Here is a 23,184-nt window from a genome sequence, read left to right as displayed (position 1 = left end):
GCGATGGACACGGACGCGAGGCCGCTCGGGCGGCAGCCCGGCGCCACGCCGGCGGGCACCCAGGCGTCGCCGGGCCGGGACGTGCCCGGCCGCTACAAGGCGTACCTGAGCCGGGGCCGGGGCAAGCTCGGCGAGATGTTCGGCGGCCATGTCGAGGTCGACTCCTACGGCGCCACGGTCCGCACGGCCGACGGGCGGGAGTTCCTCAACTGCGGCGGCTACGGCGTCTTCCTCGCCGGGGCCCGGCATCCGCGGGTGGTCGCCGCCGTCGAACGGCAGTTGCACCGCCACCCGCTGGCCACCCGGCTCCTGCTGGAGCCGAAGGCGGCCGACGCGGCGGAGGCCCTGGTGCGGGTCGCTCCGGCCGGCCTGGAGCGGGTCCACTTCACCAACTCCGGCGCGGAGGCCGTCGAGACGGCGCTCAAGCTGGCGCGGGCGCACGGCCATCGGCGGATCGTGTCGACGGCCGGCGGGTTCCACGGCAAGACGCTCGGCGCCCTGACCGCCACCGGAAAACCGCTGTACCGGGACCCGTTCCTGCCGCTGCTGCCGGACACCGTGCACGTCCCCTACGGCGACGCCGCCGCGCTGCGCGAGGCGCTGGGCCCGGATGGGTCGGACGCGGTGGTGCTGGTGGAACCGGTGCAGAGCGAGGCCGGTGTCGTCGTACCACCGGACGGCTACCTCCGCGCGGTCGCGGCGGCCTGCGCGGACGCCGGGGCGTTCTTCGTCCTCGACGAGGTGATGACCGGCCTCGGACGCCTCGGCCACTGGTGGGGGGCCGACCGCGAGGCGGTGACGCCGGACGTGCTGCTGGTCGGCAAGGCGCTGAGCGGCGGGGTGGTCCCGGTGGCCGCGGCGGTCGCCACGGCGCGGGCCTTCGCCCCCTTCGACCGGGACCCCTTCCTGCACACGTCGACGTTCTCGGCGGCGCCGTTGGCGATGGCCGCCGCCGAGGCGGCGGTCGCGGTGGTCGAGGAGGAGGGCCTGGTCGGCCGGGCGGCCGGGCTGGGCGCGACGCTGCTCGGGGCCCTGCGGAACCTGGTGGCCCGGCACTGCGGCCACCTGGTGCGGGACGTGCGCGGGCTGGGTCTGCTCATCGGTGTGGAGTTCCAGGACGCGGGCCTAGCGGGCGAGTTCCTGCTGGAACTGCTCGAACGGGACGTGATCGCCAACCACTCGCTGAACGCGCACACCGTCGTCCGCCTGACCCCGCCCGCGGTGCTCGACGACGCCGAGACCGACCGACTGACCGAGGCGCTGGAGGGCGCCGCCCGGGCCCTGGGAGAGCGATTCCCCGCAGCGCGCCCCCAGCCCGACCCCGGAGGGAACTGACATGCGTACCGTTGAACTCAGCTACGACGGAACCCGGTTGACGCCACCGGAGGCGTACGACCGGATCCGTGACTTCGCCCGCTATCCCGAACTCGTCGACGTGGTCCGCTCGGTGGCGGTGCACCCGACCGGCAAGGGCACGACGGTGCTCAGCGACTGGGAGGTCGACTTCCGCAACGGCGTCCTGGCCTGGACCGAGCAGGACGACTTCGACGATGCTGCGCTGACCATCACGTTCCGGCAGACGGACGGCGACTTCGAGAGTTTCGAGGGCCGTTGGGAGGTGGCCCCGCGGGCGTCGGGAGGTGCGCGGGTGCGGTTCGCCGCCGCCTTCGACTTCGGGCTGCCGAGCCTCGCCGGGATCATCGACCCGGTCGCCGAACGCGTCCTTCGCGAGACCGTCGAGCAGATCCTGCGCGCGCTGCTCGGGGACGCGCCGGCCGCGCTCGGGCCGGCCCTGACCGCAGCGGGCGGCGCGGCCGGCGCGACGAGGGAGGCGGCCTGATGGACGCCGCCAACCGCTTCGAGACCCGGGTCACCTACCGGCTGCTGCGCGCGGAGTACTGCGCGGGGCTGGCCCTCAGCGCCGGGCTCCTGCTCACGCACCTGGACCAGGTGCGCTGGTGGGTGGCCGTGGGCATGTTCGCCTACATCGACGTGATCGGCTATCTGCCCGGGGCCCTGGCCCATCGCCGGTCCGCATCCGGGTACGTCCCCCGGGTCTACTACGTCCTGTACAACACGATGCACAGCTGGCTCACCGCGGCGGCGGTGGCCGGTCTGTGGGCCTGGCTGGTCCGCCCGGAGTGGGCGCTGCTCGCCGTGCCCATCCATCTGTGCGGCGACCGGGGGCTGCTCGGGAACTTCCTCAAGCCGTTCGCCGTGCCGTTCGAGCCCAAGCCGCACCCGGCCTTCGTCCGCCTGGAGCAGTCCCTGGGCGGCGGTGACGGCGCCGCGACCGCTCCGGTGAGCGCCGAACCGGCGCTGGACACCGTGCGGGCGACCCGATGACGGCCGCCGTCCGGGCACCGGGGACGCCGGACGCGATCGACGTGCTACGCGCCCACGCCGACCACCCGAGCGCGTTCCTCGCCGTCAACTCGGACACGCGGCACCACCACGGCCGACGCTCCCCCGGCCTGGTCGCCTACCTGCCGGGGCGCCGTCACGTCGTCCAGTTCGCCGCGCCCTTCGCACCCGGCGACGCGCGCGGCCCGCTGCTCGACGAGTACCTGGCGACGCTGGGCGGACGGCGACGGCTGACCGCCGTGCAACTGCGGGCGCAGGACGTCGGCCTCTATGCCGAGCGGGGCTTCACCGTCAACCAGATCGGCAGCTCGTACGGCATCGACCTGGAGCGTTTCACGCTGCGCGGCAAGGCGCTGGCCAAGGTCCGGCAGAACGTCTCGCGGGCCCGCCGCGAGGGCGTGACGGTGACGGAGGCGCCGGCGGGGTCGCTCGACGAGCAGGCCCTGGACCGGATCGACCGGGACTGGCTGCGGGCCAAGGGACGCCACGTCAAGCAGCTCACCTTCCTGGTCGGCGAACGCGGCGGCCCGGGGCGGCCGTTGCGCCGCACCTTCCTCGCCCGGCACCGGGGGGCGATCGTCGCCTACATCACCTACTCCCCCGTGTGGGGCGAGCGCTCCGGCTGGCTGTACGACCTGACGCGCCGCAGTCCGCAGGCCCCGACCGGCACGGTCGAACTGGTCAACCTCACCGCGCTGAACCGTTTCGCGGAAGAGGGGGCCGGCTGGCTCCACCTGGGTCTCACACCGTTCGCCGGACTCGCGGACGCACACGAGCCCTCCTGTGCGTCGGCGTCCCTCACCCGGGCTCTGCGCCTGGTCGCCCGGCACGGCGGCGCGGTCTATCCGGCGCGCACCCAGGAGGCCTTCAAGCTCAAGTGGGACCCGCACACGATCGAACCGGAGTACGCCGCCTTCCAGGACCGGGTGCGGCCCGGCGCCGTCTGGCGCCTGCTGCGCGCGACCGGCGCGCTCTGACGGCGCCCTCCCGCCACCGGTCACCTTCAGGCACACCGCCTGCGAACACCCCTGTCACCCGACACCCCGACTCTAGGAGCAGCACATGACCGCACTCCCCCTGGAAGCCGACTGGGACAACGCTCCCGGCGTGCTGGAGGGCGCCCGCGAACTCCAGCTCACCCCCGGCGACTGCGATCTGCCCTACTGGCTCGAGCACGTGGCGGGCTCCATGCTGCGCCGCCTGACCGACGGCACCGTGACGGCCGGTGCCGCCGCCGAGGCCGCGCGCCGCCCCGGCCCGCTGCGCGACGCCCTCGTCGACGAGTTCACCTTCCGGACGCTGGCGGAGGAGAAGGCCGCGCGTGCCCTGTCCTTCCTCGTCTTCCACGCCCCGGACCGCGACTGCCTGGAGTTCTTCTCCACCCAGCTGATCGACGAGGCGCGCCACGCGCGTGTCTTCCGCGAGCACCTGGTCGAGGCGGGGCTGTCCGAGGCCGAGGTGGCGGCCGCCGTGGCAAGGACCGCGAGCGGGTCCGGCGCCGCGGTCCTCGACCCGCTGGAGGCCTTCGGTCTGCACGTACTGCGCGACCAGGGCGACTTCTACGGCGGCGTCCTCGTCCTGACCGTGCTCGTCGAGGGTGTCCTGGCGCCCGCCGCGGAGCTGAGCGAGCGGAAGTGGCGCCTGCTGGACCCCGGTGCGGCGCTCGTCGAACGCGGGGCGAACATGGACGAGATCCGCCATCTCGCGGTGGGCAGCTCCGTGATCCGGCGGTACCTCACCGAGCGTCCCGGGGAGCGCGAGCGCCTGCTCGGCCTCCTGCAGGAGGGGCGGCGGCTGTGGGAGAAACTCCCCATGGAGGAGGTGCTGTTCCGTCGGGAGTCGCTGTTCCAGCAGGGGATCGCCGAGCACGGCGAACTGCTGGGCGACTACGAGATCTGGCCGGGGCGCCGCCTGGTCGACACCGGGATCGAGGAGCGGATGACGGCGGCCGAACGGTGGTCCCGTGAGACCCAGGAAGCGCGACTGGCCCACATGCTGCTCGACGGGGCCTTGTAGTGGGTACCGCCGGGGACGTCTGGCGGATCCCCCTGTCCGGTAGGGCCGGCGACGGCCCGGCCGGCGGGCCGTGCGTGGCCGCGCTGGTGACGGTGCCGCGAACCGCCCCGCGGGCGGTCGTCCTGCTCTGGCCCGCCCTCGCGGTGACCGCCTCGTACTACGCCCCCTTCGCCGGGGAACTCGCCGCCCGCGGCATCGCCGTCGTCGTCGCCGACCTGCGCGGACAGGGGCACAGCCGGCCGCGGGCGGGGCGCGCGACGCGTTACGGGTACCACGAACTCGCCGTACGTGACTGGCCCGTCGTGGTCGGGGCCGTCCGCGAGCGGTTCGGCGGGGAGGTTCCGCTGTTCCTCCTCGGGCACAGCTTCGGCGGCCAGGTCAGCGCCCTCTACGCGGCCCGCGAGCCCAAGGGCGTGGACGGTCTGGTCACGGTGGCGGCCGGGTCGGTGGACCACCGCGGGTTCTCCGGCGCCGCCCGTCTACGGGTGCTGGCCGGGACGCAGTTCATCTCGGTGATCTCCGCCCTGTGGGGGTACTGGCCGGGGCACCGGCTGGGCTTCGGCGGCCGCCAGCCCGCCCGGCTCATGCGCGACTGGGCGCGGATCAGCCGCACCGGGCGCTTCCGGCCGTCCGGCGCGGACTTCGACTACGAAGCCGCTTTCGGCGGGGTGACCTTGCCGGTGCTGGCCGTCTCCGTGGCGGGCGACAGGCTCGCCCCTCCGAGTGCGGTGGACCGGCTGTGCGCGAAACTGAGCTCCGCCGAGGTGGAACGCTGGCACTACCAGCCGCCGGCCGGTGACCGGAGCGACCATGTCCGGTGGGCTCGTTCGGGCGCGGACATCGCGGCCCGGATCTCCGACTGGGTACATGACCGGGCGACGAGTGGTGACAAGTAGGGCCTGGCGTCGATAGCAGGATTGTTATCGGCGGAGACTTTGAAATCGCTTTCGAATCATCACTATACTGAACGAGACGGCTCGTTCTACATCACCTCCTTATCGGTGAACCCCCCGCAGAGCCGCGTGGCCGAGAGAGGTGGCAAGACATGGGACAGACCAGATCCCTCACTGCGACGTCAGGGGAGAACGGCCAGCGCATGCGGGATCTCGAGGCCCGCGAACGCATCCTGACGACGACGCTCAAAATGCTCGGGGAGCTGGGATACAGCCGGCTCACCATCGGCGGCATCGCCCAGGAGGCCGGTGTCGGCAAGGCCACGATCTACCGTTCCTGGCCCAACAAGGCGGCCCTCACGCTGGACGCCGTACGCACGCAGCTTCCGCAGATCCCCGTCGAGGAGACGGGGGACAGCGAGCAGGAGGTGATCGCCGTGGCCGAGACGCTCGCAGCGCTCTACGGCTCCCCCAGGGTCCGCCTGGTACTGCCGGCCCTGGTCTCGGACGCGGCGGCCGATCCCGAGCTGGGCCGCCGGCTGAGAGAGGAACTCATCGAGGAACGCAAGCGGCAGTCCACGGCGGTGCTGCAGCGCGCCGTCGACCGAGGCGACATGGCCAAGGACGCCGACATCTCCACCATCCTGGACATGTGGGCGGGCCTGATGCTGTTCCGCAGCCTCTTCTTCGACGTGAGCTTCGACGAACAGGCGGTCCGCAATCTGGTGGCGGCGACGCTCGACTCCCCGCCGCGCCTCACCGACGCCCGCGAGCGCCCCTCCGACCGGTAGCCCCCCGCGGGACGCCCCCTCCCACGCGCCCCGGACAGCTCACGACGCCCTGCCGTCGCGACTTCCCCCGACCACGCCCCCCGCGGCCCGGGAGGAGCCCGACGGCAGGGCGTCCCCCGGTTCGGCCCTCGCCGCACAGGCCCGGAGTCCGGTGTCCCGGCCGGTTCGAGGAGCCTGTGACGCAGTCCCGTGCTGCCATGGCGTTGCCGCCCGACCGCGCGGAGACGCTCCTCGACGAGTGCCGCATGCGGTGGACCGGCGTCTATGTCGTGCTGTACACCGGCGACGAGCCCACCCACCTCGGGATTTTCGGGTTCTCGGGTGACTGAGCCCAAGGCGCCGGACCGGTTCCGGCTGGGAAGCTGTAGCGGGCACCTTGTTTGGGGAAGTCTTTGCCCGTGGCCGGTTCCCGGTGCCCTCGGCCGGACGGCACGGCGGTCGGCGGATCTCGCGGAGGCAAAGCACGGCCGGATTCACCAGGGCCGACATGCCGGCCGGGTTACGGACGCGTTGACCGGCGCCGAGTGCTTGACGGACGCTCGTCATCTAGGTGCTCGATACAACTGGTTTGCCGGTCGGTCCTGGACACTGCGAAGCCGCAGCCGAGCGCCGGACCGGCGGCCGGCGGAGCTGGAGGCAGCGCATGTGCGGCATCACCGGATGGGTTTCCTACGACCGTGATCTGACCACCGAGGCCACCGCATTGCACGCGATGACCGAGACCATGGCCTGCCGGGGCCCGGACGACCGCGGAACCTGGTCCGAGGGCCCCGTCGCCCTCGGACACCGCAGGCTCGCCATCATCGACCTGCCCGGCGGCCGCCAGCCGATGTCCGTCTCCACGCCCGAGGGAGCCGTCGCCCTGGTCTACTCCGGGGAGACCTACAACTTCACCGAGCTGCGCCGGGAACTGGAGAGGCGCGGCCACGGGTTCACCACCGACTCCGACACCGAGGTGGTCCTGCACGGCTACCTCGAATGGGGGGACGCCGTCGCCGAACGGCTCAACGGCATGTACGCCTTCGCCGTCTGGGACGGCCGCCACGACAAGCTGGTGATGGTCCGGGACCGCATGGGCATCAAGCCGTTCTACTACTACCCCACCCCCGACGGCGTCCTGTTCGGCTCCAAGCCCAAGGCCATCCTCGCCAACCCGCTGGCCCGGCGCCGCGTCACCCTGGACGGGCTGCGCGAACTGCTCGTCATGGTCAAGACCCCCGGGCACGCCGTCTGGGACGGCATGCGCGAGGTGGAACCCGGCACGGTCGTCACCGTCGACCGCTCCGGCCTCGCCACCCGCGTCTACTGGCGGCTGGAGACCCGCCCACACCCGGACGACCGCGACACCACCGTCGCCACCGTGCGCTCGCTCCTGGACGACATCGTGCGCCGCCAGCTCGTCGCCGACGTACCGCGCTGCACACTGCTCTCGGGCGGCCTCGACTCCTCCGCCATGACCGCGCTCGCCGCCCGGCAACTGGCCGAACAGGGCGAGACCGTGCGCAGCTTCGCCGTCGACTTCGTCGGCCAGACGGACAACTTCGTCGCCGACGAACTGCGGGGCACCCCCGACGCCCCCTTCGTGCACGACGTGGCCCGGCTCGCCGGCACCGACCACCAGGACATCGTGCTCGACGCCGAGTCCCTGGCCGACCCCGCCGTGCGCGAGCGGGTGATCCGGGCCCGCGACCTGCCCGCCGGCTTCGGCGACATGGACGCCTCGCTGCTGCTCCTCTTCCGCGCCGTCCGCCAGAAGTCCACCGTGGCCCTGTCCGGCGAGTCCGCCGACGAGGTGTTCGGCGGCTACCTGCAGTTCTTCGACGAGGAGGCGCGCCGCGCCGGCACCTTCCCGTGGCTGGCGACCATGGGGCGCCATTTCGGCGAGGACGCCGATGTGCTCCGCACCGACCTCACCAAGTCACTCGACCTGGAGGGGTACGTCGCCGACGGCTACCGCACCGCCGTCGCCGCCGTCGACCGGTCGGACGGCGAGAGCGACTTCGAGTACCGCATGCGGCAGATCAGCCACATGCACCTGACCCGCTTCGTCCGCGTCCTGCTCGACCGCAAGGACCGGATGAGCATGGCCGTCGGCCTCGAGGTCCGGGTGCCGTTCTGCGACCACCGGCTGGTCGAGTACGTGTACAACGCGCCGTGGGCGCTGAAGTCCTTCGACGGCCGCGAGAAGAGCCTGCTGCGTGAGGCGTCCGCGGACGTGCTGCCGCGCTCGGTCTACGACCGGGTCAAGAGCCCCTACCCGTCCACACAGGACCCCCGGTACGCCCGCGCCCTGCAGGAGCAGGTCGGGCGACTGCTCACCCGGCCCTCCCACCCCGTCTTCGACCTGGTGGACCGGGACCGGCTCCGGCGGGCGGCGGAACGCGAGGCGCCGGTCAGCACGCAGGCGGCCCGACGCGGTCTGGAACGCGCCCTGGACCTCGCGGGGTGGCTGGACCTCTACTCGCCGGAACTCACCCTCGACTGAACCCCACGGACTCCGGGCAGGTGCGTCACTCCGGTGCCGGCAGGGTCGGGTGGTCGGTGGGGTAGATGCCGACCGCGAACCCGTACACGGTCTCACCGGCTCTCGGCATCCGGTCGAACTCGTCCACCAGTCGGGCCATCCGGTCCCAGAACTCGGAGGCCTGCTCCTCCGAGATGCGCGCGTGCCGGATGAAGCCCCAGAGTCTCCCCTGCTCGAACGCGTCGGAGGACTCGCGTGCAGCCACCTCGAAGTCGTTGAAGTCGCCGGACGCCTCCTCGCCGGCGGGTGAGGACTCGGCCGCGATGTGGAACATGCGCGCGGTGCGCCCGTAGAAGCGCTCCTCGATCGCCCGGACCCGCCGCGTGCGCACCACCTGGAGCAGACCGTTGCGCGTGAGCACGTCCACGTGGTGCGCGACCGTGCTCTTGGGCCGCCCGACCGCGGTCGCGAGCTCGGTGACGGTCGCGGCCCGCTCGTGGAGGAGCTGCAGGATCGTGGTGCGGAGCGGGTGGCCGATGGCCTTCACCTGGGCCGGCCTGGTCAGCGCCATCCGATCGGCCAGCTCGTAGTCCGGGGGGTTGTCGGCCATGGCAGAACAGTCTAGCCTCGCCGAACGTTCCAAAATAGTCGAACATTGAGCGAGGGAACCGCCGACATGGCCGAAGTGCTGCTGTACCACCACATCCAGGGCCTGACCGACGGCGTGCGGGCCTTCGCCGACGACCTGCGGCAGGCCGGGCACACCGTGCACACGCCCGACCTGTTCGACGGCCGCACCTTCGCCGGGATCGAGGAGGGGTTCGCATTCGTGCGTGAGCAGGGTCTCGACGCGATCCGGGAGCGCGGCGCCGCCGCGGCCGACGGCCTGCGCCCCGAGCTCGTCTACGCCGGCTTCTCCTTCGGCGTGACGTTCGCCCAGCGGCTCGCCCAGACCCGGCCGGGGGCCCGCGGGGCACTGCTCCTGGACTCCTGCCTCCCGGTCACGGAGTTCGGGGAGGCGTGGCCCGAGGGGGTGCCGGTGCAGATCCACGGCAAGGAAGGCGACGAGTTCTTCGACGAGGACCTGCCGGCCGCACGCGAACTCACCGGCGCCACGTCGGCCGCCGAGCTGTTCGTCTACCCCGGCGACGGGCACCTCTTCGCCGACTCCTCGCTCGCCGCGTACGACCCGGAGGCGTCCCGACTGCTCCTGGAACGGGTGCGGGCGTTCCTCACCTCCGTCTGACCGGCGCGGGCCGTGGCCGCCGTCGCCGAGTGGTCGCGACGGACGCCCACTTCGGGATCGGCGGCTGGAGAAGGCCTGAAGTCAGCTCCTCTCCGGCACCGTCATCTCGCCCAGGCGTGACCAGTCGTCCTGGGGGACGGTCACGTTGACGATGCGGGGTGTCTCGGCGAGGTGGCGCGGGAGTGTCTCGCAGGCCGTGCGGAAGTGGTCGGAGCCGACGTGCGCCGCCCCGGCGTCGTCGTCGCGGAATGCCTCGACCAGGACGTACTCCGTCGGGTCGTCGACGCTGCGGGACCAGTCGAACCACAGGCAGCCGGGTTCGGAGCGGGTGGCCCGGGTGAACTCCCCGGTGATCTCGGGCCAGGCGTCGGCGTGCTCGGGCAGGACCCGGAACTTGGCGGTGATGAAGATCATCGATGCTCCTTGCGGACGTGCGGGTGCCCGGCGGACCGGGCCTGACGGGATGTCCGCTCAGGGGACCAGGATCGCGCGGCCCCGGACCCGGCCCGCGTCCAGGTCGGAGAGGGCGTCCTGGAAGCGGTCGAGCGGATAGGGCGTGGTGTGCAGGCGGACCCGGCCCTGGGCGGCGAGCACCATCAGCTCGCGCAGGTCGTTGTAGGAGCCGACGAGGTTGCCGATGAAGTTGATCTCGTTGGAGATGATGTCGATGGTCGGCACGTCGATGTTCTCGCCGTACCCGACCACGTGGTAGTCGCCCGCGCGGCGCAGCATGCGCACCCCGTCCCGGGTGGCGCCGCCCTCGCCGACGAAGTCGATGACCACTTCCGCTCCCCGTCCCCCGGTCAGTTCCAGCACCTGCTCGACGTGCCCCCCGTCGGCGACGACGCCGTGGTCGGCGCCGATGGAGCCGGCCAGCTTCACCGCGTCGGCATTGCGGTCCACGACCACGATCTGGGCGGCCGTCAGGGCTTTGAGCACCTGCACGCCGATGTGCCCGAGCCCGCCGGCGCCGATGACCACGCAGCGGTCGCCGGGCCGCAGTTTCCGGGCAGCCTTCGCGACGGCGTGGTACGCCGTGAGGCCGGCGTCCGCGAGGGCGGCGACGTCGGCCGGCTCCAGTGAGTCGTCGATGCGGATCACGCTGCGGGCGGAGGTCTTCAGGTACTCGGCGTAGCCGCCGGCCGTGTCGATGCCGGGGAAGAGGCTCTGCTCGCAGTGGACGTCGTCGCCCGACCGGCACGCCCGGCACAGTCCGCAGGTGATCAGCGGATGGACGATGACCTTGTCGCCCTCGGCGACGTTGGTGACGGCGCTTCCGATCGCGTGCACCCAGCCGGCGTTCTCGTGCCCGATCGTGTAGGGCAGCGTCACCCCGGACTTCTGCGCCCACTGCCCCTCCAGGATGTGCAGGTCCGTCCGGCACACGCCGGCGCCGCCGATCCTCACGACCACGTCGTACGGGCCGGTGACCGAGGGTTCCGGCACGTCGGTCATCTCGGGGTCACGGCCGTAGCCGACGACCTGGACTGCTTTCACGAGGCCTTCTCCCTGGGCAGCACGGCGGGCCGCGGCTCCGCGGCCCGGGGGGACTGGTCCGCCGCGGACTGCGGGTAGCGGGTCCGCAGCAGCCCGCGGCAGAAGTGGGTGTTGCCGTCGATCGAGATACGGACCGCACGGGCGAACCGGACCCGCAGCGGAATCTCCTCCGGCGTGAAGGGGCGCCCGTCGTCGTCGACGAGGAGGGGATCCGCGGGAGACGTGCCGAGGCCGAGCGCCGCACGCCGGCGCAGCAGCGCACGGGTCGCGGCGGTGTCGGGCAGGTCCCCGAGCACCACCTCGTGCAGTCTCTCCTCGGTGCGCGAGCGGTCCTGCCGCAGCAGCGCGGTCAGGGCCCGCTCCATCGCCGCGGCGTGGGCCTTGCGCCGGAAGACCAGCCGCAACTCCTCCAGGCTCTCCTCGGCCTCGGCGCCGAACGTGCCCCGGTATCCGGCGTCGGCCGCCAGACCGCGGTTGATGAGGTCGGAGTCGTGGTGGTCGTCGAGCAGGACCGTGACCGGGCCGGCGTCCGGCAGGGCGGTCAGCACGTCCTTGGCGTCGGAGGCCATGAGGTAGGCGAAGTTCGGGGAGCAGAAGGAGGTGGGCAGCCGCAGGTGCACCGTCAGCCCGTCGTCGGGACGGGCCTCGACTGAGCGGACGAAGCCGAGGTCGGTGATGGGTTCGTCCAGTTCGGGGTCGAGAACCGCGTCCAGCGCCTTCCTGGCCCGCTGCTCCAGGGTTCCGCCGGGCATGTCACGCCTCCGTGGGCTGCGCCGCGACCGAGGCGGCCCCGGCCGGGCCGGCGGCCTCGCTCGCGGCGGGGCCCGGGGCGGTGGACGCGACCTCGGCCTCGGCGGGCACCGGGATGCCGTACATGGCCGCCGCGTTGAGGCCGAGGATCTTCTTCTTCTGTTCGACGGTGATCGGCGCGTACTCGTCCTGCATGTCCTCCGGGATCTGGAAGTCCACGAACCGCTCGATCAGCCACCGCGGTGTCCACAGCGCGTAGTCGCTCGAGAACTGGATGCGGTTCTCGTCCAGCCAGTACAGCAGCTCTCCGATGATCTGGGCGAAGTAGCGGGGGCGGGTGTGGATGAACGGCATGGCGACCGCGAGTCCGGCGTGCACGTTGGGCTCCTGGGTGGCGATCCAGCAGAAGTCCTCCAGCCGGGGCAGCCCGCAGTGCTCGACGACGAAGTTCAGTTCGGGAAAGTCCGTTGCGGCCTTGTCGACGTCCGCGACGTCGAAGGCGTCCCGGTCCAGCGGCCGGATCGTCGGCCCTTTGTGCACGTGGATGTTCCTGATGCCCAGTTCCTGGGCCGTCTCCAGGTAGCGGTAGGACCACGGGTCGTCCAGCTTCCAGCCGCGCGAGTCGCCGTGCCACTCCGCGGTGTAGAGCTTGGCGCCCTTGAGCGCGAACCGGTCCGCGTCGCGCCGCAGCTGTTCGAGGCCCCGCTCCTCGTACCGGGGGTCCCAGCAGTGGTTGTAGGTGAGCTTGTCGGGGTGCTGGCCGGCCAGCGCGGAGGCCTCCTCCGTCTGCCCGAAGCCGGTGCGGTAGAAGGCGCTGAGCAAGGCGGGCTGGAAGATCGCGTGGTCCACGTACCCGTCGACGAAGAGGTCCTTCATCAGCCGCTGCCCGCCGTAGTAGAGGTACTCCTCGTACGGCCACACCTCCGACTCGGGGCTCAGGTTGCGGTGGTAGTCGTAGAAGCAGTCGATGAACTGCTTGCCGTGGATGTTGAGCTGGTTCTCTGGGCGTGCGTCCCACAGCGCTATGTGCGCGTCCACGATGAAGTACTTCTCGCCGTCCTTGCCGTACACGTCGGCCTCCGTCCCTCTGAATGCCTCGTGCCACACCATCGACGTTAGGCACGGAGCGGGGAGCCTGCGAGTCGTCGGCCGTCACGCCGCGCGTCCCCTCCCCCGGCCCGCGGGAACCCGCCCGTTCCCGTCACTGGTCCGGCCCCTTGGTCTGCCGACGGGAGATCTCCCCGCGCGCCTTGCGCCACCGTGACCGGGTCTGCTCGACGACGTTGTCCCACTGCCGGCGGACCTCCCGGTCCGAAGGGCGGTGGCCCGCACGGATCCGGGCGAGTTCGTCCCGGACCTCGCGTCCCAGCGCCGCCGAAGCGACCAGGGAGAGCATGACCGCGAAGAGGGCGGAGATCATCGCGAACACCGCGCCGACCACCCCGTAGCGGGTCACGGAGGAGTCGAAGAGGCGCGGCATGTAGATCGTCGCGCCCACGGAGTAGGTCGCCGTCAGGACGGCGCCGGTGACGCCGAAGGGAAGCAGGTCCGGCCAGCTGATCCGCCTCGCCGACAGGATCCAGCCCGTCCAGACGAGGAACGCCGCGGTCACCGGCGCCTCACACGCCAGGGCGACCAGACCGAGCGCGTATCCGCCGAGGAGCGCGGAGAGCAGCGTGATGACCAGGGCGTAGGCACCGAGCGTGAGGATCCACCACAGGCCGTTGCGGGTGTTGCGCACGCTGAGGGGCTTCAGGTCCCACGTCTGTTCGAAGAGCCGCTGCGCTGCGCGCGCGAAGCTCAGCACCGAGATCGTCGCGAACACCACGCCGAAGAAGCCGAAGCTCGCGCTGGGCCCTTCGGAGGAGGAGAAGAGCGAGCTGACCGCCGAGGCACCCGCTCCGGTGAGGTTGTAGCGTTCGATGATCCGCTCCGCGGCGTCGTAGTGCGCGAAGACGGAGCCGAGGAGGATGGACAGCGGGACCAGCGCCGTCAAGGCGCTGGACGCCAGGGCCATCGAGCGGTCGAAGCCCAGGATCTTCTGGAACCGGTTGATGATCCGCAGCGCGAACGCGGGCCGCAGCCAGAACGTCAGCGTTCTGACGAGGCGCTCCCGATTGAACTCCGGCGCTCTACCTTCCATGGGCCCGCACGGAGACGGAGTCGGCGCACGTGATCGACCGGCCGACGGCTCCCGTGGTGTCGACGTGCTGCCGGCCGTGGGCACGCGGGCGGACCGCGGCTCCGTCGGCCGGCCGTCGGAGCAGGCGTACGAGGAAGGTCTTCCGCGGGCCGCAACGCCCGGGCGGGACCCGCGCCGGTCGGCCCGTCCGGGGAGTGCCCGGCGACGACTCGGTCACCGCCCACGACTCATTCAACTCATGACGAAGCACCACGAATCGACCAACGAACATGCGCCCGCGAGGACACGACCGGTGAGGACGCGGCGTCGTCGGCGATCAGTTCTGCCCGCGGAGGTCCAGCATGCAGAAGACCTTGTCGTAGCGGCGGTCACCGACGGCGACGAAGTCGGGCAGGCGCCCGTACTCGCTGAAGCCCAGGGACCGGTAGAGGCGCAGGGCATGGGTGTTGTCGCCGCGGGCGTCCAGGGTGAGAACCTCGATCCCGGCTTCCCTGGCGTCCGCGACCAGGGCGGCGGTCAGCGCCCGGCCCACACCCCGACCCTGGACAGCGGCATCCACCGCGATCTTCTCCAGGTCGGCGTGCGGCCGGTGGGTCGGCCGGGCGTAGCGGAGCCAGTATCCGAATCCGACGAGCCGGTGGTCGAGATATGCCGCTCGCAGGGACGCGTCCCCGGCCCGCGCCGCTGAGGCGACGTGGCCGAGGAGCTGCGCCACCTCATGCGGCGCGGGCGGTTCCACCCAGCCGAGCGCGGCGCCCGCGCCGACCAGATCCGCCAGGATCCGGTGGGCCGACTCGGCGAACCCGCCCTCCAGAGCGGGGTCGGAGGCCAGTTCCGCGGCGTCGAGGACGGCGGGCTCAGTGGCCTCGCCGCCGGTCATGGGCGGACTCATGACCAGCAGCTTAGGCGTTTCGGGAGGTCGGGGCTCAGGAGTCGGCCGCGGACGGGTCGGTGTCGTCGTCCTCGCCCTTGGCCCGCACGTCCGGCGGGGTGGGCGCGGTGATGTTCCGCTGCTCCGCGGACCGCTCCTTCGTCTCCTCGTCGACCTGCCGGGTTTCGTTCTGCTCGGAGCTACCCATCGCCCAACCTTTCACCGGTTCGGATCCGACGGCGCCACGGTGCGCGAACGCGTCGGCGTCCGGCGCGCCCGAGGCGCCTGCTCGATCACTTCTCCTGCAATCGGGACACAGGTTCCCTGCGGCGGCCACCTGACGCACGCGGTCCGCATCTCACCGGGGGCCGGATCCCTTGCCAGGGGATTGTCAGGGGATACGGCCCGCGGCTAGCGTGCGCCGATGCCTTCCCTCGTCCCGTTACTGCCGCCCGGCTACCGCTCACGGCCCGCGACCGCCGGTGACATCCCGGCGATACACGCTCTGGTCATGGACTGCGAACGGCAGGCGTACGGGCGGGTTCAGCGTGACGCCGGGGCCGTAGCCGCCGATCTCTCGCGGCCTGGCCTGGCGCCCGAGTCCGACACCGTCCTCGTGCACGACCCGGCCGGTCGCCTGGTCGCCCGCGCCTGGGTGGACCGGCGCTCCGAGGTGGACGTGCATCCGGAGCACCGGGGCCGGGGACTGGGCGCCTCGCTCCTCACCTGGACGCTGGCGCGGGCACGGCAGGCCGGCACCGCCCGCGTGGTGCAGAGCGTGCCGGACTCGGACACCGGCGCGGCGGCGCTGCTGCGCGCGCACGGGTACGAGCCGCTGGTGACGGCCTGGCTGCTGGAGTTCGCCATGCCGGCGGAGCCCTCCGTGCCCGAGGCGCCGCCGGGCATCACGGTGCGGCCCTTCGGCGCCGGCGACGGGCCCGCCGCGCACACCCTCGTCCAGGACGCGTTCGACGAGTGGCAGGAGCGGAGGCAGGGGTACGAGGAGTGGGCCGTCCACACCGTCGAGCGGCCGACGTTCGCCCCTCGCCAGTCGGCCCTGGCCTTCGCCGGCGACGATCTCGTAGGCGCCGCGCTGGCGCTGGACGTGCCGGGCACGGACGAGGGCTACCTCGAACAGGTCGCCGTGCGGCGCGATCACCGGGGCCGCGGCATCGCCCGGCTCCTGCTGCGCCACACCTTCCGCGCCTTCCACCGCACGGGCCTGCGCTGCTGCACCCTGTGGACCCACTCCGACACCGGCGCCCTCGACCTCTACCACCGGGTCGGCATGACCGTCCGGCACAGCTCCACGGTCATGAGCAAGGACCTCGGGGTGTAGCCGTACCTGCGCCTCGCCGGCCACGGAGGACTGTCACCGCGGGTTGCCCCGGAGCCAGGCCAGTACCTGCTCGGCGTGCTCGTTCGGCGGGAAGACGGGATAGAAGACGTGCTCGACCAGCCCGTCGTGCACGATCAGCGTCAGCCGCGAGTAGAGCCTCGTTCCCTCGACCGTGAACGTGGGCAGGTCGAGCGCCCGCGCCAGGCGCCGCTCCGGGTCGGAGAGCATCCGGAACGGCAGACGCAGTCGCTCGACGACCTCGCGCTGGTAGTCCGTGTCCTGGCTGGAGAGGCCGAACACGCGTGCCGCGCCGGCAGCGAGCAGGTCCTCGTGGTGATCGCGAAAGCCACAGGCCTCGGTGGTGCAGCCGCGCGCTCCGGGGATCGTGTCCCAGCCCTCGGGCATATCGGTACCGGGGCGGCCGGTGAGCGGATAGACGTAGAGCACGCTCCGGCCGGCGCCCAGCGTGTCCAGGCGGACCGCCTCTCCCCCGCTGCTCTCCAGTGTCAGCGACGGAACCGCCGTTCCGGGCAGGTGCTCGGCGGCGCCGTCGTCCTCGGGTACGGGAAGGCCGTCGGGCAGTTTCATGTAGTCACTCATCATGTCCCCGTGTTCGTGTGCCGGTTCGGTGCGGCCGCCCGGCGGGCCGGCTCTCCGATCCGTATCTGTCTCGTACGAAGAACCTAAACCTTTCCCTTGGGGTGAGAGTCAAGTCGGCCGGCCGGGCCGCGCGATCAGGTGTGAAGCCGGCCTCCCGGGCAACCTGCTGTGCACACACGCATTTCCGTGGACCACACAGCGGGGGACGACATGCAGGTCAAGGCTCGGTACGCGGGCACCATCGCCGCAGCGGCGCTCACCGGAAGCTGTATGAGCGTATGCGCCGTCCGCTGGTGGGCGCGCCGTGCGTCGAGGCGGTCGCAGGCCTGGCCACCGGCCTCCGAGCGGGTCGTCGGACCGACGACTCCGGAGGAGACACTGCACAGTTACTGGAACGCCCTGCAGCCGTTGGACCTGACCTCCTAGATCCCGGCCGGAGCCACGGGAAGGTCTGTGCCCGCCGCCGTCCGCGCCGTAGTATCGGTGATCTCTGGGGAGGTGGCCATGGGCAGGCGGCAGCCGGGGGCTCCGACGCTCGAGGAGGTGGCCGCCCGTGCCGGGGTGGGCCGGGGCACCGTCTCCCGGGTCGTCAACAACGCCGCGGGCGTCAAGGAGTCGACGCGCCGTGCCGTTCAGCGGGCCATCGCCGAGCTGGGCTACGTGCCCAATCTCGCGGCGCGTTCCCTCGCCGGGCAGCGGGCCGACGCCGTCGCGCTCGTGATGACGGAGCCCAGGTGGCGGCAGTTCTCCGAGCCGTTCTTCTCCGAGATCGTTCACGCGATCGGCGACGCGCTGGCCGGCACCGGGCCGCAACTGCTGTTGACCCTGGTCCGCTCGGACGCCGAGCGGCAGCGCTTCTTCGAGTACGCCCGCGGCGGACGGGTCGACGGCGTCCTGCTGATGTCCGTGCACGCCGACGATCCGCTCCCCGACATGCTCGCCGAGGCCCGGCTGCCGACGGTGCTGATGGGACGCCGTTCCGGCGACGAGCGTGTCAGTTACGTCGACGCGGACAACACGGGCGGCGCCCGCAGCGCGGTCGCCCACCTGCTGGCCACGGGCCGGCAGGCGATCGCCACGATCACCGGGCCGCTCGACATGTACGTCGCGCAGTGCCGGCTCCGCGGCTACCGGGAGGCACTCGCCCTGGGCGGTCCGGGGGCCGCGCCGTCGCGGGTCTGCGAGGGCGACTTCACCGAGGAGGGCGGCCACCGGGCCATGACCCGGCTGCTCGAACGGCATCCGGAGATCGACGGCGTCCTGGCCGCTTCGGACACCACGGCCGAAGGCGCCCTCGCCGCACTGCGGGCGGCGGGGCGCCGCGTGCCCGAGGATGTCGCCGTCATCGGTTTCGACGATTTCCCGCTGGCCGAGCGGACCGCGCCACGACTGACGACGGTGCGTCAGCCGCTCGGTGAGATCGGCCGGACGATGGTCCGGCTCCTCCTCCAGGAGATAGAGGAGCCGTCCGTGGCGTGGCGCCACGTCATCCTGCGCACGGAACTGGTGCTGCGCGACTCGGCCTGACCGGCGCCGCCGAAGGGCGGCGCGCCGTGGACCCGTCCGCGCGACGAGGCGGGCGGTCCGGCGGAGTTCGGGAGCGCTCCCAAGCAGTCGATCGCCACGCCCTCACACCTGCCTGATCTCGCCGACCTGCGCCTTCGACGAGCCTTCGGCGGGATCCTGTGCACTGTCTTGTCAGGGCCACGACGCTTCTCTACAGTCCCCGGGAACGCAGGAGTTGGGAGCGCTCCCAAAGCGCGTTCCGTTCCCAGGCTCCCGTGAGCTCTCCCCCACACCTCCGAGAGGACCCCATGCGAACCTCACGGCACCCCCTCCCCACCCGGACGCAGGCCCTGTTAGGCGCGCTGCTCGCCGCGCTCGCCGTCCTGGCGGCGCTGCTGGGCACCGCCCCGGCGGCCCACGCCGACACGTCGATCTGCGAACCGTTCGGCTCGACCACGATCCAGGGCCGCTACGTCGTCCAGAACAACCGCTGGGGCACCAGTCAGACCCAGTGCATCACCGCGACCGACTCGGGATTCCGGATCACCCAGGCCGACGGCTCGGTCCCGACGAACGGCGCCCCGAAGTCCTACCCGTCCCTCTTCAACGGCTGCCACTACACCAACTGCTCGCCGGGCACCCGTCTTCCGGCGCAGCTCAGCGCCATTTCCAGCGCACCGACCGGCATCTCCTACAGCTACGTGAGCGACGCCGTGTACGACGCGGCGTACGACATCTGGCTCGACCCCACGCCGCGCACCGACGGGGTCAACCGGACGGAGATCATGGTCTGGTTCAACAAGGTGGGCTCCGTCCAGCCCGTCGGCTCGCAGGTGGGCACGGCCACCGTGGCCGGGCGCCAATGGCAGGTGTGGTCCGGCAACAACGGCTCCAACGACGTGCTGTCCTTCGTCGCCCCGGCGGCGATCGGGAGCTGGAGTTTCGACGTCATGGACTTCGTCCGGCAGGCCGTCTCCCGCGGGCTGGCGCAGAACAACTGGTACCTGACCAGCGTTCAGGCCGGCTTCGAGCCCTGGCAGAACGGCACCGGTCTCGCGGTCACCTCGTTCTCCTCCACGATCAACACCGGCGACGGCTCCGGAAACCCCGGGACCCCCGCGGCCTGCACCGTGTCGTACACGACGAACGTATGGCAGGGGGGCTTCACCGCCGACGTCACCCTGACCAACAGCGGCTCCTCCCCCGTCGGCGACTGGAAGCTGGGATTCACGCTGCCGGCCGGGCAGCAGATCACCAGCGCCTGGAACGCCACTCTGGCCCCGGCCTCCGGAGGCGTCACGGCCGGCGCCCTCGCCTACAACGCGCAGATCCCGGCCGGCGGCAAGGTCTCCTTCGGCTTCCAGGGGACGTACAGCGGCAGCTTCGCCAAGCCCGCGGCGTTCACCCTCAACGGGGCGGCCTGCGCCACCGCGTGAACCTTCCGCCCAAGGCCCGTCCCGTGAACGGACCCCGCACGACCCCGAGTCGGGCACACTTCCCCGGCCGAGCAGGCTACGCCTCGCTGCCTTGGTCGGCCTCGACCGGCTTGGACGCCCGCGCATCGGCTGTCTCCAGCAGCCGTAGCGCGGGCGTGTTGACGGGTTCGGGCGTCCCCTGGTGGTCGTACCGGAAGAGGGCGATGCCGTGTTGCGCGGTGCGAGTGCGGGTGGCGGCGTGGGGCGGGGTGGACGCGCGGCGCCGGACGTGTTCGGGCGACGGTTGCGGGTGTCCGCCGGGTGGGCGTCACGGACGCTGGAGGGCGATGTCGGTGCGCGCGCCGGGGCTTAGGGGTGTGCCGCGCCCGGTCCGGTCCGGTGCGCACCAGGGCGGTGTGCGCCGGCAGCGGTGTCGCGGGCATCGGCGTCGTCGTTCCGTCCGGCGCGAGCGGGGCCTGTGCGCCCACGGCGTGGTCGCCGGCCGGCGGTGAGCCGGTCGGCACGGTGGTGCAGCCTGTGACGCCCAGCAGCACCAGGAGGAGAAGGGTCGGAAAGCGAGGAGACACCGGCCCACTGTGCTGCACCGCGGGCTTCCGGCGGGCGCCACCACGCGGCCGGTCACCGCAAGGAGGGACGGGGCGGGACACGGCTGACGTCCGGTGGGGCCGCCGAGGCCCGTTGCACGCCCGGACACTCCGCTGCCCGGCCCTGTACCGTCGCTACGGTCGTTCCATTTCCCTACACGCCCCTACTCGCGAGACAGGAAGGCGATCACGTGGCCGAACTGCGCCTGGGACCGCTGTTGAGGTGCACCGAAGGCTCGTGTGCGACGGTGTGGGTCGAGACCAGCGAGCCCTGCACGGTGGAGGTGCGCTGCTCCGACGGCGCGGGCGGCACCGCCCCCACCTTCCAGGTGGCCGGGCACCACTACGCGCTCGTCACGGTGACCGGCCTGCGCGCCGACGGCTCCACCGCCTACGAGGTGCTGCTGGACGACTCCCAGGTGTGGCCCCTTCCCGACTCCCGCTTCCCGCCCTCCGTCATCCGCCCACCGGGCACCGGCGACGCCGTCCGGGTCACCTTCGGATCGTGCCGCTGGGCCGCGCCCCCGGCCGACGGCAAGGATCCGGTCGGCCCCGACGCCCTCGACACCCTTGCCGCCCGGCTGATGGCCGACCCCGACGCGGAACGGCCGGACGTGCTGCTCCTCCTGGGCGATCAGATCTACGCGGACGAGACCTCCGCGCGCACTCGGAGCTGGCTGGCGGAACGACGCGATCTCGACAAGCCGCCCGGCGGTCAGGTCGCCGACTACGAGGAGTACTGCCACCTCTACTACGAATCGTGGCTCGACCCCGAGGTCCGCTGGCTGCTGTCCACCGTGCCCAGCTTCATGATCTTCGACGACCACGACATCGTGGACGACTGGAACACCTCCGCCGCCTGGCTCGCCGACATGCGCGCCACCGACTGGTGGCAGGAGCGGCTGCTGAGCGGCCTGATGTCCTACTGGGTTCACCAGCACCTGGGCAACCTCTCCCCCGCCGAGCTGGCCGACGACCCCACCTGGGCCGCCGTGCACGCCACGCCGGACGGCACCCCCGCGGTGCGCGCCCTGGCCGAGCGGGCGGACGCCGACTCCGCCTCGGTCCGCTTCAGCTACCGTCGCGACTTCGGCCGGATCAGGGTCGTGATGGTGGACTCCCGGGCCGCTCGGGTCCTCGCCGAGGACCGCCGGGCCATGCTCGACCCGGGTGAGGACGCCTGGCTGCGCAAGCAGATACTGGCCGACGAGGGAGCGTACGACCACCTGCTGATCGGCACTTCACTGCCTTGGCTCCTGCCGCACCTGGTGCACGACACCGAAACCTGGGACGCGGCTCTGTGCGCCGGAGAACGTGGGAAGCGCTGGGCGCGGTTCGGCGAGTGGCTGCGTCGCGGAGCCGACCTGGAGCACTGGGCGGCCTTCCCCCGCTCCTTCGCCGCTCTCGCCGATCTCATCGCCGAGACCGGGGCCTCCCCGGCCGCCCCCGCGACCGTGTGCGTACTGTCCGGCGACGTCCACCACGGTTATGTGGCGAAGGCGTTCTGGCCGTCCGGCGGCCCCAGCATTCCCGTCGTCCAGCTCACCTGCTCGCCCGTCCACAACTCCGTGCCCCTGATGATGCGCGTCGGTTTCCGCTTCGGCTGGAGCGCACCGGCCCGCCTGCTGGGCCGCCTCCTCGCCCGGCACGGCCGCAGCCACCGGCCGCCGGTCAAGTGGCGCAAGAAGGGCGGCCCCTGGTTCGGCAACCAGCTCATGACGCTGACCCTGCGCGACCGCTCGGCCCGCCTGCGCCTGGAACGCACCACCTCGGACGCGACGCTGGAGACCGTGCACGAGTCCTCCTTGACCGCCGGTTGAACCGGCGAGAAACGCGCCGCCCTCGTGCCCTGGCTCGGATGCTGCGAAGCCCGCCCGTCGGGAGAATCCCCTTCACGTCTCGGCGCGGCGGGACCTACGGTTTGTGGGTCACCCAGAGCAGTTCCGCCGGCCAGTGGTGTGCCCAGTCGGGCGGGTCGGTCTCGTTGTAGCCGTTGGTCGTTCCGAGGTCGGGCCGCGGCTCGATGAGGTCGTCGATGACGAGCCCTGCGCCGCGCAGGACCTTGACCCAGTCGCCGTAGGTGAGCTGATAGCTCGTCGCACCCTTGCCTTCGGCGATGGCGTCCAGCCCGAAGTAGTCCTGCCGCAGTGAAGTCGTCACGCGGCCGGCGACTTCGTCGTAGCAGGCTTCGAACCATGGGCTGGCGACGTTGAACACCAGCCGCCCACCCGGGCGCAGGACGCGTGCGGCCTGCGGGACGGCCAGGTGCGGAGGCGCCCAGCTGAGCCCGCCGTAGTCACAGAACACCAGGTCAAAGCTGTCGGCGGCGAACGGCAGTTGTTCGGCGGCGCCTTGCACCAGCGGGTAGCGGGCCGTTCCCATCGCCCGGGATGCCGACGCGAGTTGGGCTTCGGACAGGTCGAGCCCGACCACGGTGGCGCCCTCGGCGGCGAGCGCCCTGGACCACTGGCCGGCGCCGCAGCCGAGTTCGAGGACGCGCTTGCCGGTGACGTCACCCAGGGCCTGCAGGTGGGCGTCGGGGATGGAGTACATGCCCCACAGCCGGGGCGCGGCGCCGATTCGCGGGTCGTGCCTGTGCTGGTAGTCGCTGCTGATCTGGTTCCAGAGCCGCCGGTTGGCGGGGATGCTGTCCACGCGCCGACTCCAGCACTGGCTACCGGGGG

25 protein-coding genes are annotated in these 23,184 nt (G+C 72.0%); 15 read left to right on the top strand and 10 right to left on the bottom strand.

Going from position 1 to position 23,184, the window contains the following annotated elements; translation table 11 throughout:
* Positions 1–3: 3 nt before the first annotated feature.
* From ACFYU0_RS04795 to asnB, 9 genes are all read left to right on the top strand, one after another.
* Entirely contained in the window at positions 4–1,335 is a 1,332-nt protein-coding gene (locus ACFYU0_RS04795) for an aspartate aminotransferase family protein (RefSeq protein ID WP_389297767.1), read from the top strand.
* A 1-nt stretch (position 1,336) separates the two neighbouring features.
* Positions 1,337–1,840, top strand: coding sequence for a type II toxin-antitoxin system RatA family toxin (locus ACFYU0_RS04790; protein ID WP_389297766.1), 504 nt, complete (start codon positions 1,337–1,339; stop codon positions 1,838–1,840).
* Positions 1,840–2,346 (top strand): hypothetical protein, encoded by a 507-nt coding sequence (locus ACFYU0_RS04785; protein ID WP_351663524.1) that lies wholly within the window; start codon positions 1,840–1,842, stop codon positions 2,344–2,346. The genes ACFYU0_RS04790 and ACFYU0_RS04785 overlap by 1 nt, the downstream gene beginning before the upstream one ends.
* Positions 2,343–3,341: a phosphatidylglycerol lysyltransferase domain-containing protein gene (locus ACFYU0_RS04780; RefSeq protein WP_389297765.1), complete on the top strand. Its 999-nt coding sequence runs from the start codon at positions 2,343–2,345 to the stop codon at positions 3,339–3,341. The genes ACFYU0_RS04785 and ACFYU0_RS04780 overlap by 4 nt, the downstream gene beginning before the upstream one ends.
* Before the next feature lie 85 nt (positions 3,342–3,426).
* Positions 3,427–4,380 (top strand): VlmB-like protein, encoded by a 954-nt coding sequence (locus ACFYU0_RS04775; protein ID WP_389297764.1) that lies wholly within the window; start codon positions 3,427–3,429, stop codon positions 4,378–4,380.
* A complete protein-coding gene (locus ACFYU0_RS04770; RefSeq protein ID WP_389297762.1) occupies positions 4,380–5,276 on the top strand; it encodes an alpha/beta fold hydrolase in 897 nt (298 codons plus the stop codon). The genes ACFYU0_RS04775 and ACFYU0_RS04770 overlap by 1 nt, the downstream gene beginning before the upstream one ends.
* 149 nt (positions 5,277–5,425) lie before the next feature.
* On the top strand, positions 5,426–6,064 hold the full coding sequence (locus ACFYU0_RS04765; RefSeq protein ID WP_351663516.1) for a TetR/AcrR family transcriptional regulator: 639 nt from the start codon (positions 5,426–5,428) through the stop codon (positions 6,062–6,064).
* Between the two features lie 197 nt (positions 6,065–6,261).
* Complete coding sequence (locus ACFYU0_RS04760) at positions 6,262–6,393, top strand: hypothetical protein (RefSeq protein WP_389297761.1); 132 nt, start codon at positions 6,262–6,264, stop codon at positions 6,391–6,393.
* Between the two features lie 314 nt (positions 6,394–6,707).
* Positions 6,708–8,549 (top strand): asparagine synthase (glutamine-hydrolyzing), encoded by a 1,842-nt coding sequence (gene asnB, locus ACFYU0_RS04755; protein WP_389297759.1) that lies wholly within the window; start codon positions 6,708–6,710, stop codon positions 8,547–8,549.
* 25 nt (positions 8,550–8,574) lie between these two features.
* On the opposite strand, the gene ACFYU0_RS04750 is transcribed toward asnB, so the two are convergent.
* Positions 8,575–9,138, bottom strand: a complete 564-nt coding sequence (locus tag ACFYU0_RS04750) for a winged helix-turn-helix domain-containing protein (protein WP_351663510.1) — start codon at positions 9,136–9,138, stop codon at positions 8,575–8,577.
* Between the two features lie 66 nt (positions 9,139–9,204).
* Here ACFYU0_RS04750 and ACFYU0_RS04745 point away from each other — a divergent pair, with 66 nt between their 5' ends.
* Positions 9,205–9,774, top strand: a complete 570-nt coding sequence (locus ACFYU0_RS04745) for a dienelactone hydrolase family protein (RefSeq protein WP_389297990.1) — start codon at positions 9,205–9,207, stop codon at positions 9,772–9,774.
* A gap of 81 nt (positions 9,775–9,855) precedes the next feature.
* Here ACFYU0_RS04745 and ACFYU0_RS04740 read toward each other — a convergent pair whose 3' ends face one another.
* The 7 genes from ACFYU0_RS04740 to ACFYU0_RS04710 form a co-directional block, all read right to left on the bottom strand.
* A complete protein-coding gene (locus tag ACFYU0_RS04740) occupies positions 9,856–10,188 on the bottom strand; it encodes a putative quinol monooxygenase (RefSeq protein ID WP_389297758.1) in 333 nt (110 codons plus the stop codon).
* Positions 10,189–10,245: 57 nt separating this feature from the next.
* The gene (locus ACFYU0_RS04735) at positions 10,246–11,271 is read right to left on the bottom strand and encodes an NAD(P)-dependent alcohol dehydrogenase (protein ID WP_351663504.1); all 1,026 of its coding nucleotides are present in this window, start codon (positions 11,269–11,271) and stop codon (positions 10,246–10,248) included.
* Positions 11,268–12,023: an iron-sulfur cluster assembly protein gene (locus tag ACFYU0_RS04730; protein WP_389297757.1), complete on the bottom strand. Its 756-nt coding sequence runs from the start codon at positions 12,021–12,023 to the stop codon at positions 11,268–11,270. Before ACFYU0_RS04730 ends, ACFYU0_RS04735 begins: the two co-directional genes overlap by 4 nt.
* Before the next feature lies 1 nt (position 12,024).
* On the bottom strand, positions 12,025–13,092 hold the full coding sequence (locus tag ACFYU0_RS04725) for an amidohydrolase family protein (RefSeq protein ID WP_389297756.1): 1,068 nt from the start codon (positions 13,090–13,092) through the stop codon (positions 12,025–12,027).
* Positions 13,093–13,222: 130 nt separating this feature from the next.
* Entirely contained in the window at positions 13,223–14,164 is a 942-nt protein-coding gene (locus tag ACFYU0_RS04720) for a hypothetical protein (RefSeq protein ID WP_351663495.1), read from the bottom strand.
* A 316-nt stretch (positions 14,165–14,480) separates the two neighbouring features.
* A complete protein-coding gene (locus tag ACFYU0_RS04715) occupies positions 14,481–15,056 on the bottom strand; it encodes a GNAT family N-acetyltransferase (protein WP_389297755.1) in 576 nt (191 codons plus the stop codon).
* Positions 15,057–15,090: 34 nt separating this feature from the next.
* On the bottom strand, positions 15,091–15,243 hold the full coding sequence (locus tag ACFYU0_RS04710; RefSeq protein WP_389297754.1) for a hypothetical protein: 153 nt from the start codon (positions 15,241–15,243) through the stop codon (positions 15,091–15,093).
* Between the two features lie 216 nt (positions 15,244–15,459).
* Between ACFYU0_RS04710 and ACFYU0_RS04705 the strand changes: the two genes are divergently transcribed.
* The gene (locus tag ACFYU0_RS04705) at positions 15,460–16,374 is read left to right on the top strand and encodes a GNAT family N-acetyltransferase (RefSeq protein ID WP_389297753.1); all 915 of its coding nucleotides are present in this window, start codon (positions 15,460–15,462) and stop codon (positions 16,372–16,374) included.
* 33 nt (positions 16,375–16,407) lie between these two features.
* Here the strand turns inward: ACFYU0_RS04705 and ACFYU0_RS04700 are convergent, their stop codons facing one another.
* Positions 16,408–16,962 (bottom strand): peroxiredoxin, encoded by a 555-nt coding sequence (locus tag ACFYU0_RS04700; protein ID WP_389297751.1) that lies wholly within the window; start codon positions 16,960–16,962, stop codon positions 16,408–16,410.
* A 198-nt stretch (positions 16,963–17,160) separates the two neighbouring features.
* Here ACFYU0_RS04700 and ACFYU0_RS04695 point away from each other — a divergent pair, with 198 nt between their 5' ends.
* The 4 genes from ACFYU0_RS04695 (at position 17,161) to ACFYU0_RS04680 (ending at position 22,320) form a co-directional block, all read left to right on the top strand.
* The gene (locus ACFYU0_RS04695; protein ID WP_351663480.1) at positions 17,161–17,400 is read left to right on the top strand and encodes a hypothetical protein; all 240 of its coding nucleotides are present in this window, start codon (positions 17,161–17,163) and stop codon (positions 17,398–17,400) included.
* Positions 17,401–17,478: 78 nt separating this feature from the next.
* The gene (locus tag ACFYU0_RS04690) at positions 17,479–18,501 is read left to right on the top strand and encodes a LacI family DNA-binding transcriptional regulator (RefSeq protein ID WP_389297750.1); all 1,023 of its coding nucleotides are present in this window, start codon (positions 17,479–17,481) and stop codon (positions 18,499–18,501) included.
* Between the two features lie 287 nt (positions 18,502–18,788).
* The gene (locus ACFYU0_RS04685) at positions 18,789–19,916 is read left to right on the top strand and encodes a cellulose binding domain-containing protein (protein WP_389297748.1); all 1,128 of its coding nucleotides are present in this window, start codon (positions 18,789–18,791) and stop codon (positions 19,914–19,916) included.
* Positions 19,917–20,691: 775 nt separating this feature from the next.
* On the top strand, positions 20,692–22,320 hold the full coding sequence (locus tag ACFYU0_RS04680; RefSeq protein WP_389297746.1) for an alkaline phosphatase D family protein: 1,629 nt from the start codon (positions 20,692–20,694) through the stop codon (positions 22,318–22,320).
* A 94-nt stretch (positions 22,321–22,414) separates the two neighbouring features.
* Here the strand turns inward: ACFYU0_RS04680 and ACFYU0_RS04675 are convergent, their stop codons facing one another.
* Positions 22,415–23,155, bottom strand: coding sequence for a class I SAM-dependent methyltransferase (locus ACFYU0_RS04675; RefSeq protein ID WP_389297745.1), 741 nt, complete (start codon positions 23,153–23,155; stop codon positions 22,415–22,417).
* Between the last annotated feature and the right edge of the window lie 29 nt (positions 23,156–23,184).

Source organism: Streptomyces sp. NPDC003720 (assembly GCF_042875075.1).
In the GTDB taxonomy this organism is placed as follows: domain Bacteria; phylum Actinomycetota; class Actinomycetes; order Streptomycetales; family Streptomycetaceae; genus Streptomyces.
This window is presented reverse-complemented; position numbering and strand designations above follow the sequence as displayed.

Bases quoted from the DNA above. Each gene is read 5' to 3' on its own strand.
- ACFYU0_RS04795 (WP_389297767.1), top strand. From the start codon at position 4: ATGGACACGGACGCGAGGCCGCTCGGGCGGCAGCCCGGCGCCACGCCG.
- ACFYU0_RS04790 (WP_389297766.1), top strand. From the start codon at position 1,337: ATGCGTACCGTTGAACTCAGCTACGACGGAACCCGGTTGACGCCACCG.
- ACFYU0_RS04785 (WP_351663524.1), top strand. From the start codon at position 1,840: ATGGACGCCGCCAACCGCTTCGAGACCCGGGTCACCTACCGGCTGCTG.
- ACFYU0_RS04780 (WP_389297765.1), top strand. From the start codon at position 2,343: ATGACGGCCGCCGTCCGGGCACCGGGGACGCCGGACGCGATCGACGTG.
- ACFYU0_RS04775 (WP_389297764.1), top strand. From the start codon at position 3,427: ATGACCGCACTCCCCCTGGAAGCCGACTGGGACAACGCTCCCGGCGTG.
- ACFYU0_RS04765 (WP_351663516.1), top strand. From the start codon at position 5,426: ATGGGACAGACCAGATCCCTCACTGCGACGTCAGGGGAGAACGGCCAG.
- ACFYU0_RS04760 (WP_389297761.1), top strand. From the start codon at position 6,262: ATGGCGTTGCCGCCCGACCGCGCGGAGACGCTCCTCGACGAGTGCCGC.
- asnB (WP_389297759.1), top strand. From the start codon at position 6,708: ATGTGCGGCATCACCGGATGGGTTTCCTACGACCGTGATCTGACCACC.
- ACFYU0_RS04750 (WP_351663510.1), bottom strand. From the start codon at position 9,138: ATGGCCGACAACCCCCCGGACTACGAGCTGGCCGATCGGATGGCGCTG.
- ACFYU0_RS04745 (WP_389297990.1), top strand. From the start codon at position 9,205: ATGGCCGAAGTGCTGCTGTACCACCACATCCAGGGCCTGACCGACGGC.
- ACFYU0_RS04740 (WP_389297758.1), bottom strand. From the start codon at position 10,188: ATGATCTTCATCACCGCCAAGTTCCGGGTCCTGCCCGAGCACGCCGAC.
- ACFYU0_RS04730 (WP_389297757.1), bottom strand. From the start codon at position 12,023: ATGCCCGGCGGAACCCTGGAGCAGCGGGCCAGGAAGGCGCTGGACGCG.
- ACFYU0_RS04720 (WP_351663495.1), bottom strand. From the start codon at position 14,164: ATGGAAGGTAGAGCGCCGGAGTTCAATCGGGAGCGCCTCGTCAGAACG.
- ACFYU0_RS04715 (WP_389297755.1), bottom strand. From the start codon at position 15,056: ATGAGTCCGCCCATGACCGGCGGCGAGGCCACTGAGCCCGCCGTCCTC.
- ACFYU0_RS04710 (WP_389297754.1), bottom strand. From the start codon at position 15,243: ATGGGTAGCTCCGAGCAGAACGAAACCCGGCAGGTCGACGAGGAGACG.
- ACFYU0_RS04705 (WP_389297753.1), top strand. From the start codon at position 15,460: ATGCCTTCCCTCGTCCCGTTACTGCCGCCCGGCTACCGCTCACGGCCC.
- ACFYU0_RS04700 (WP_389297751.1), bottom strand. From the start codon at position 16,962: ATGAAACTGCCCGACGGCCTTCCCGTACCCGAGGACGACGGCGCCGCC.
- ACFYU0_RS04690 (WP_389297750.1), top strand. From the start codon at position 17,479: ATGGGCAGGCGGCAGCCGGGGGCTCCGACGCTCGAGGAGGTGGCCGCC.
- ACFYU0_RS04685 (WP_389297748.1), top strand. From the start codon at position 18,789: ATGCGAACCTCACGGCACCCCCTCCCCACCCGGACGCAGGCCCTGTTA.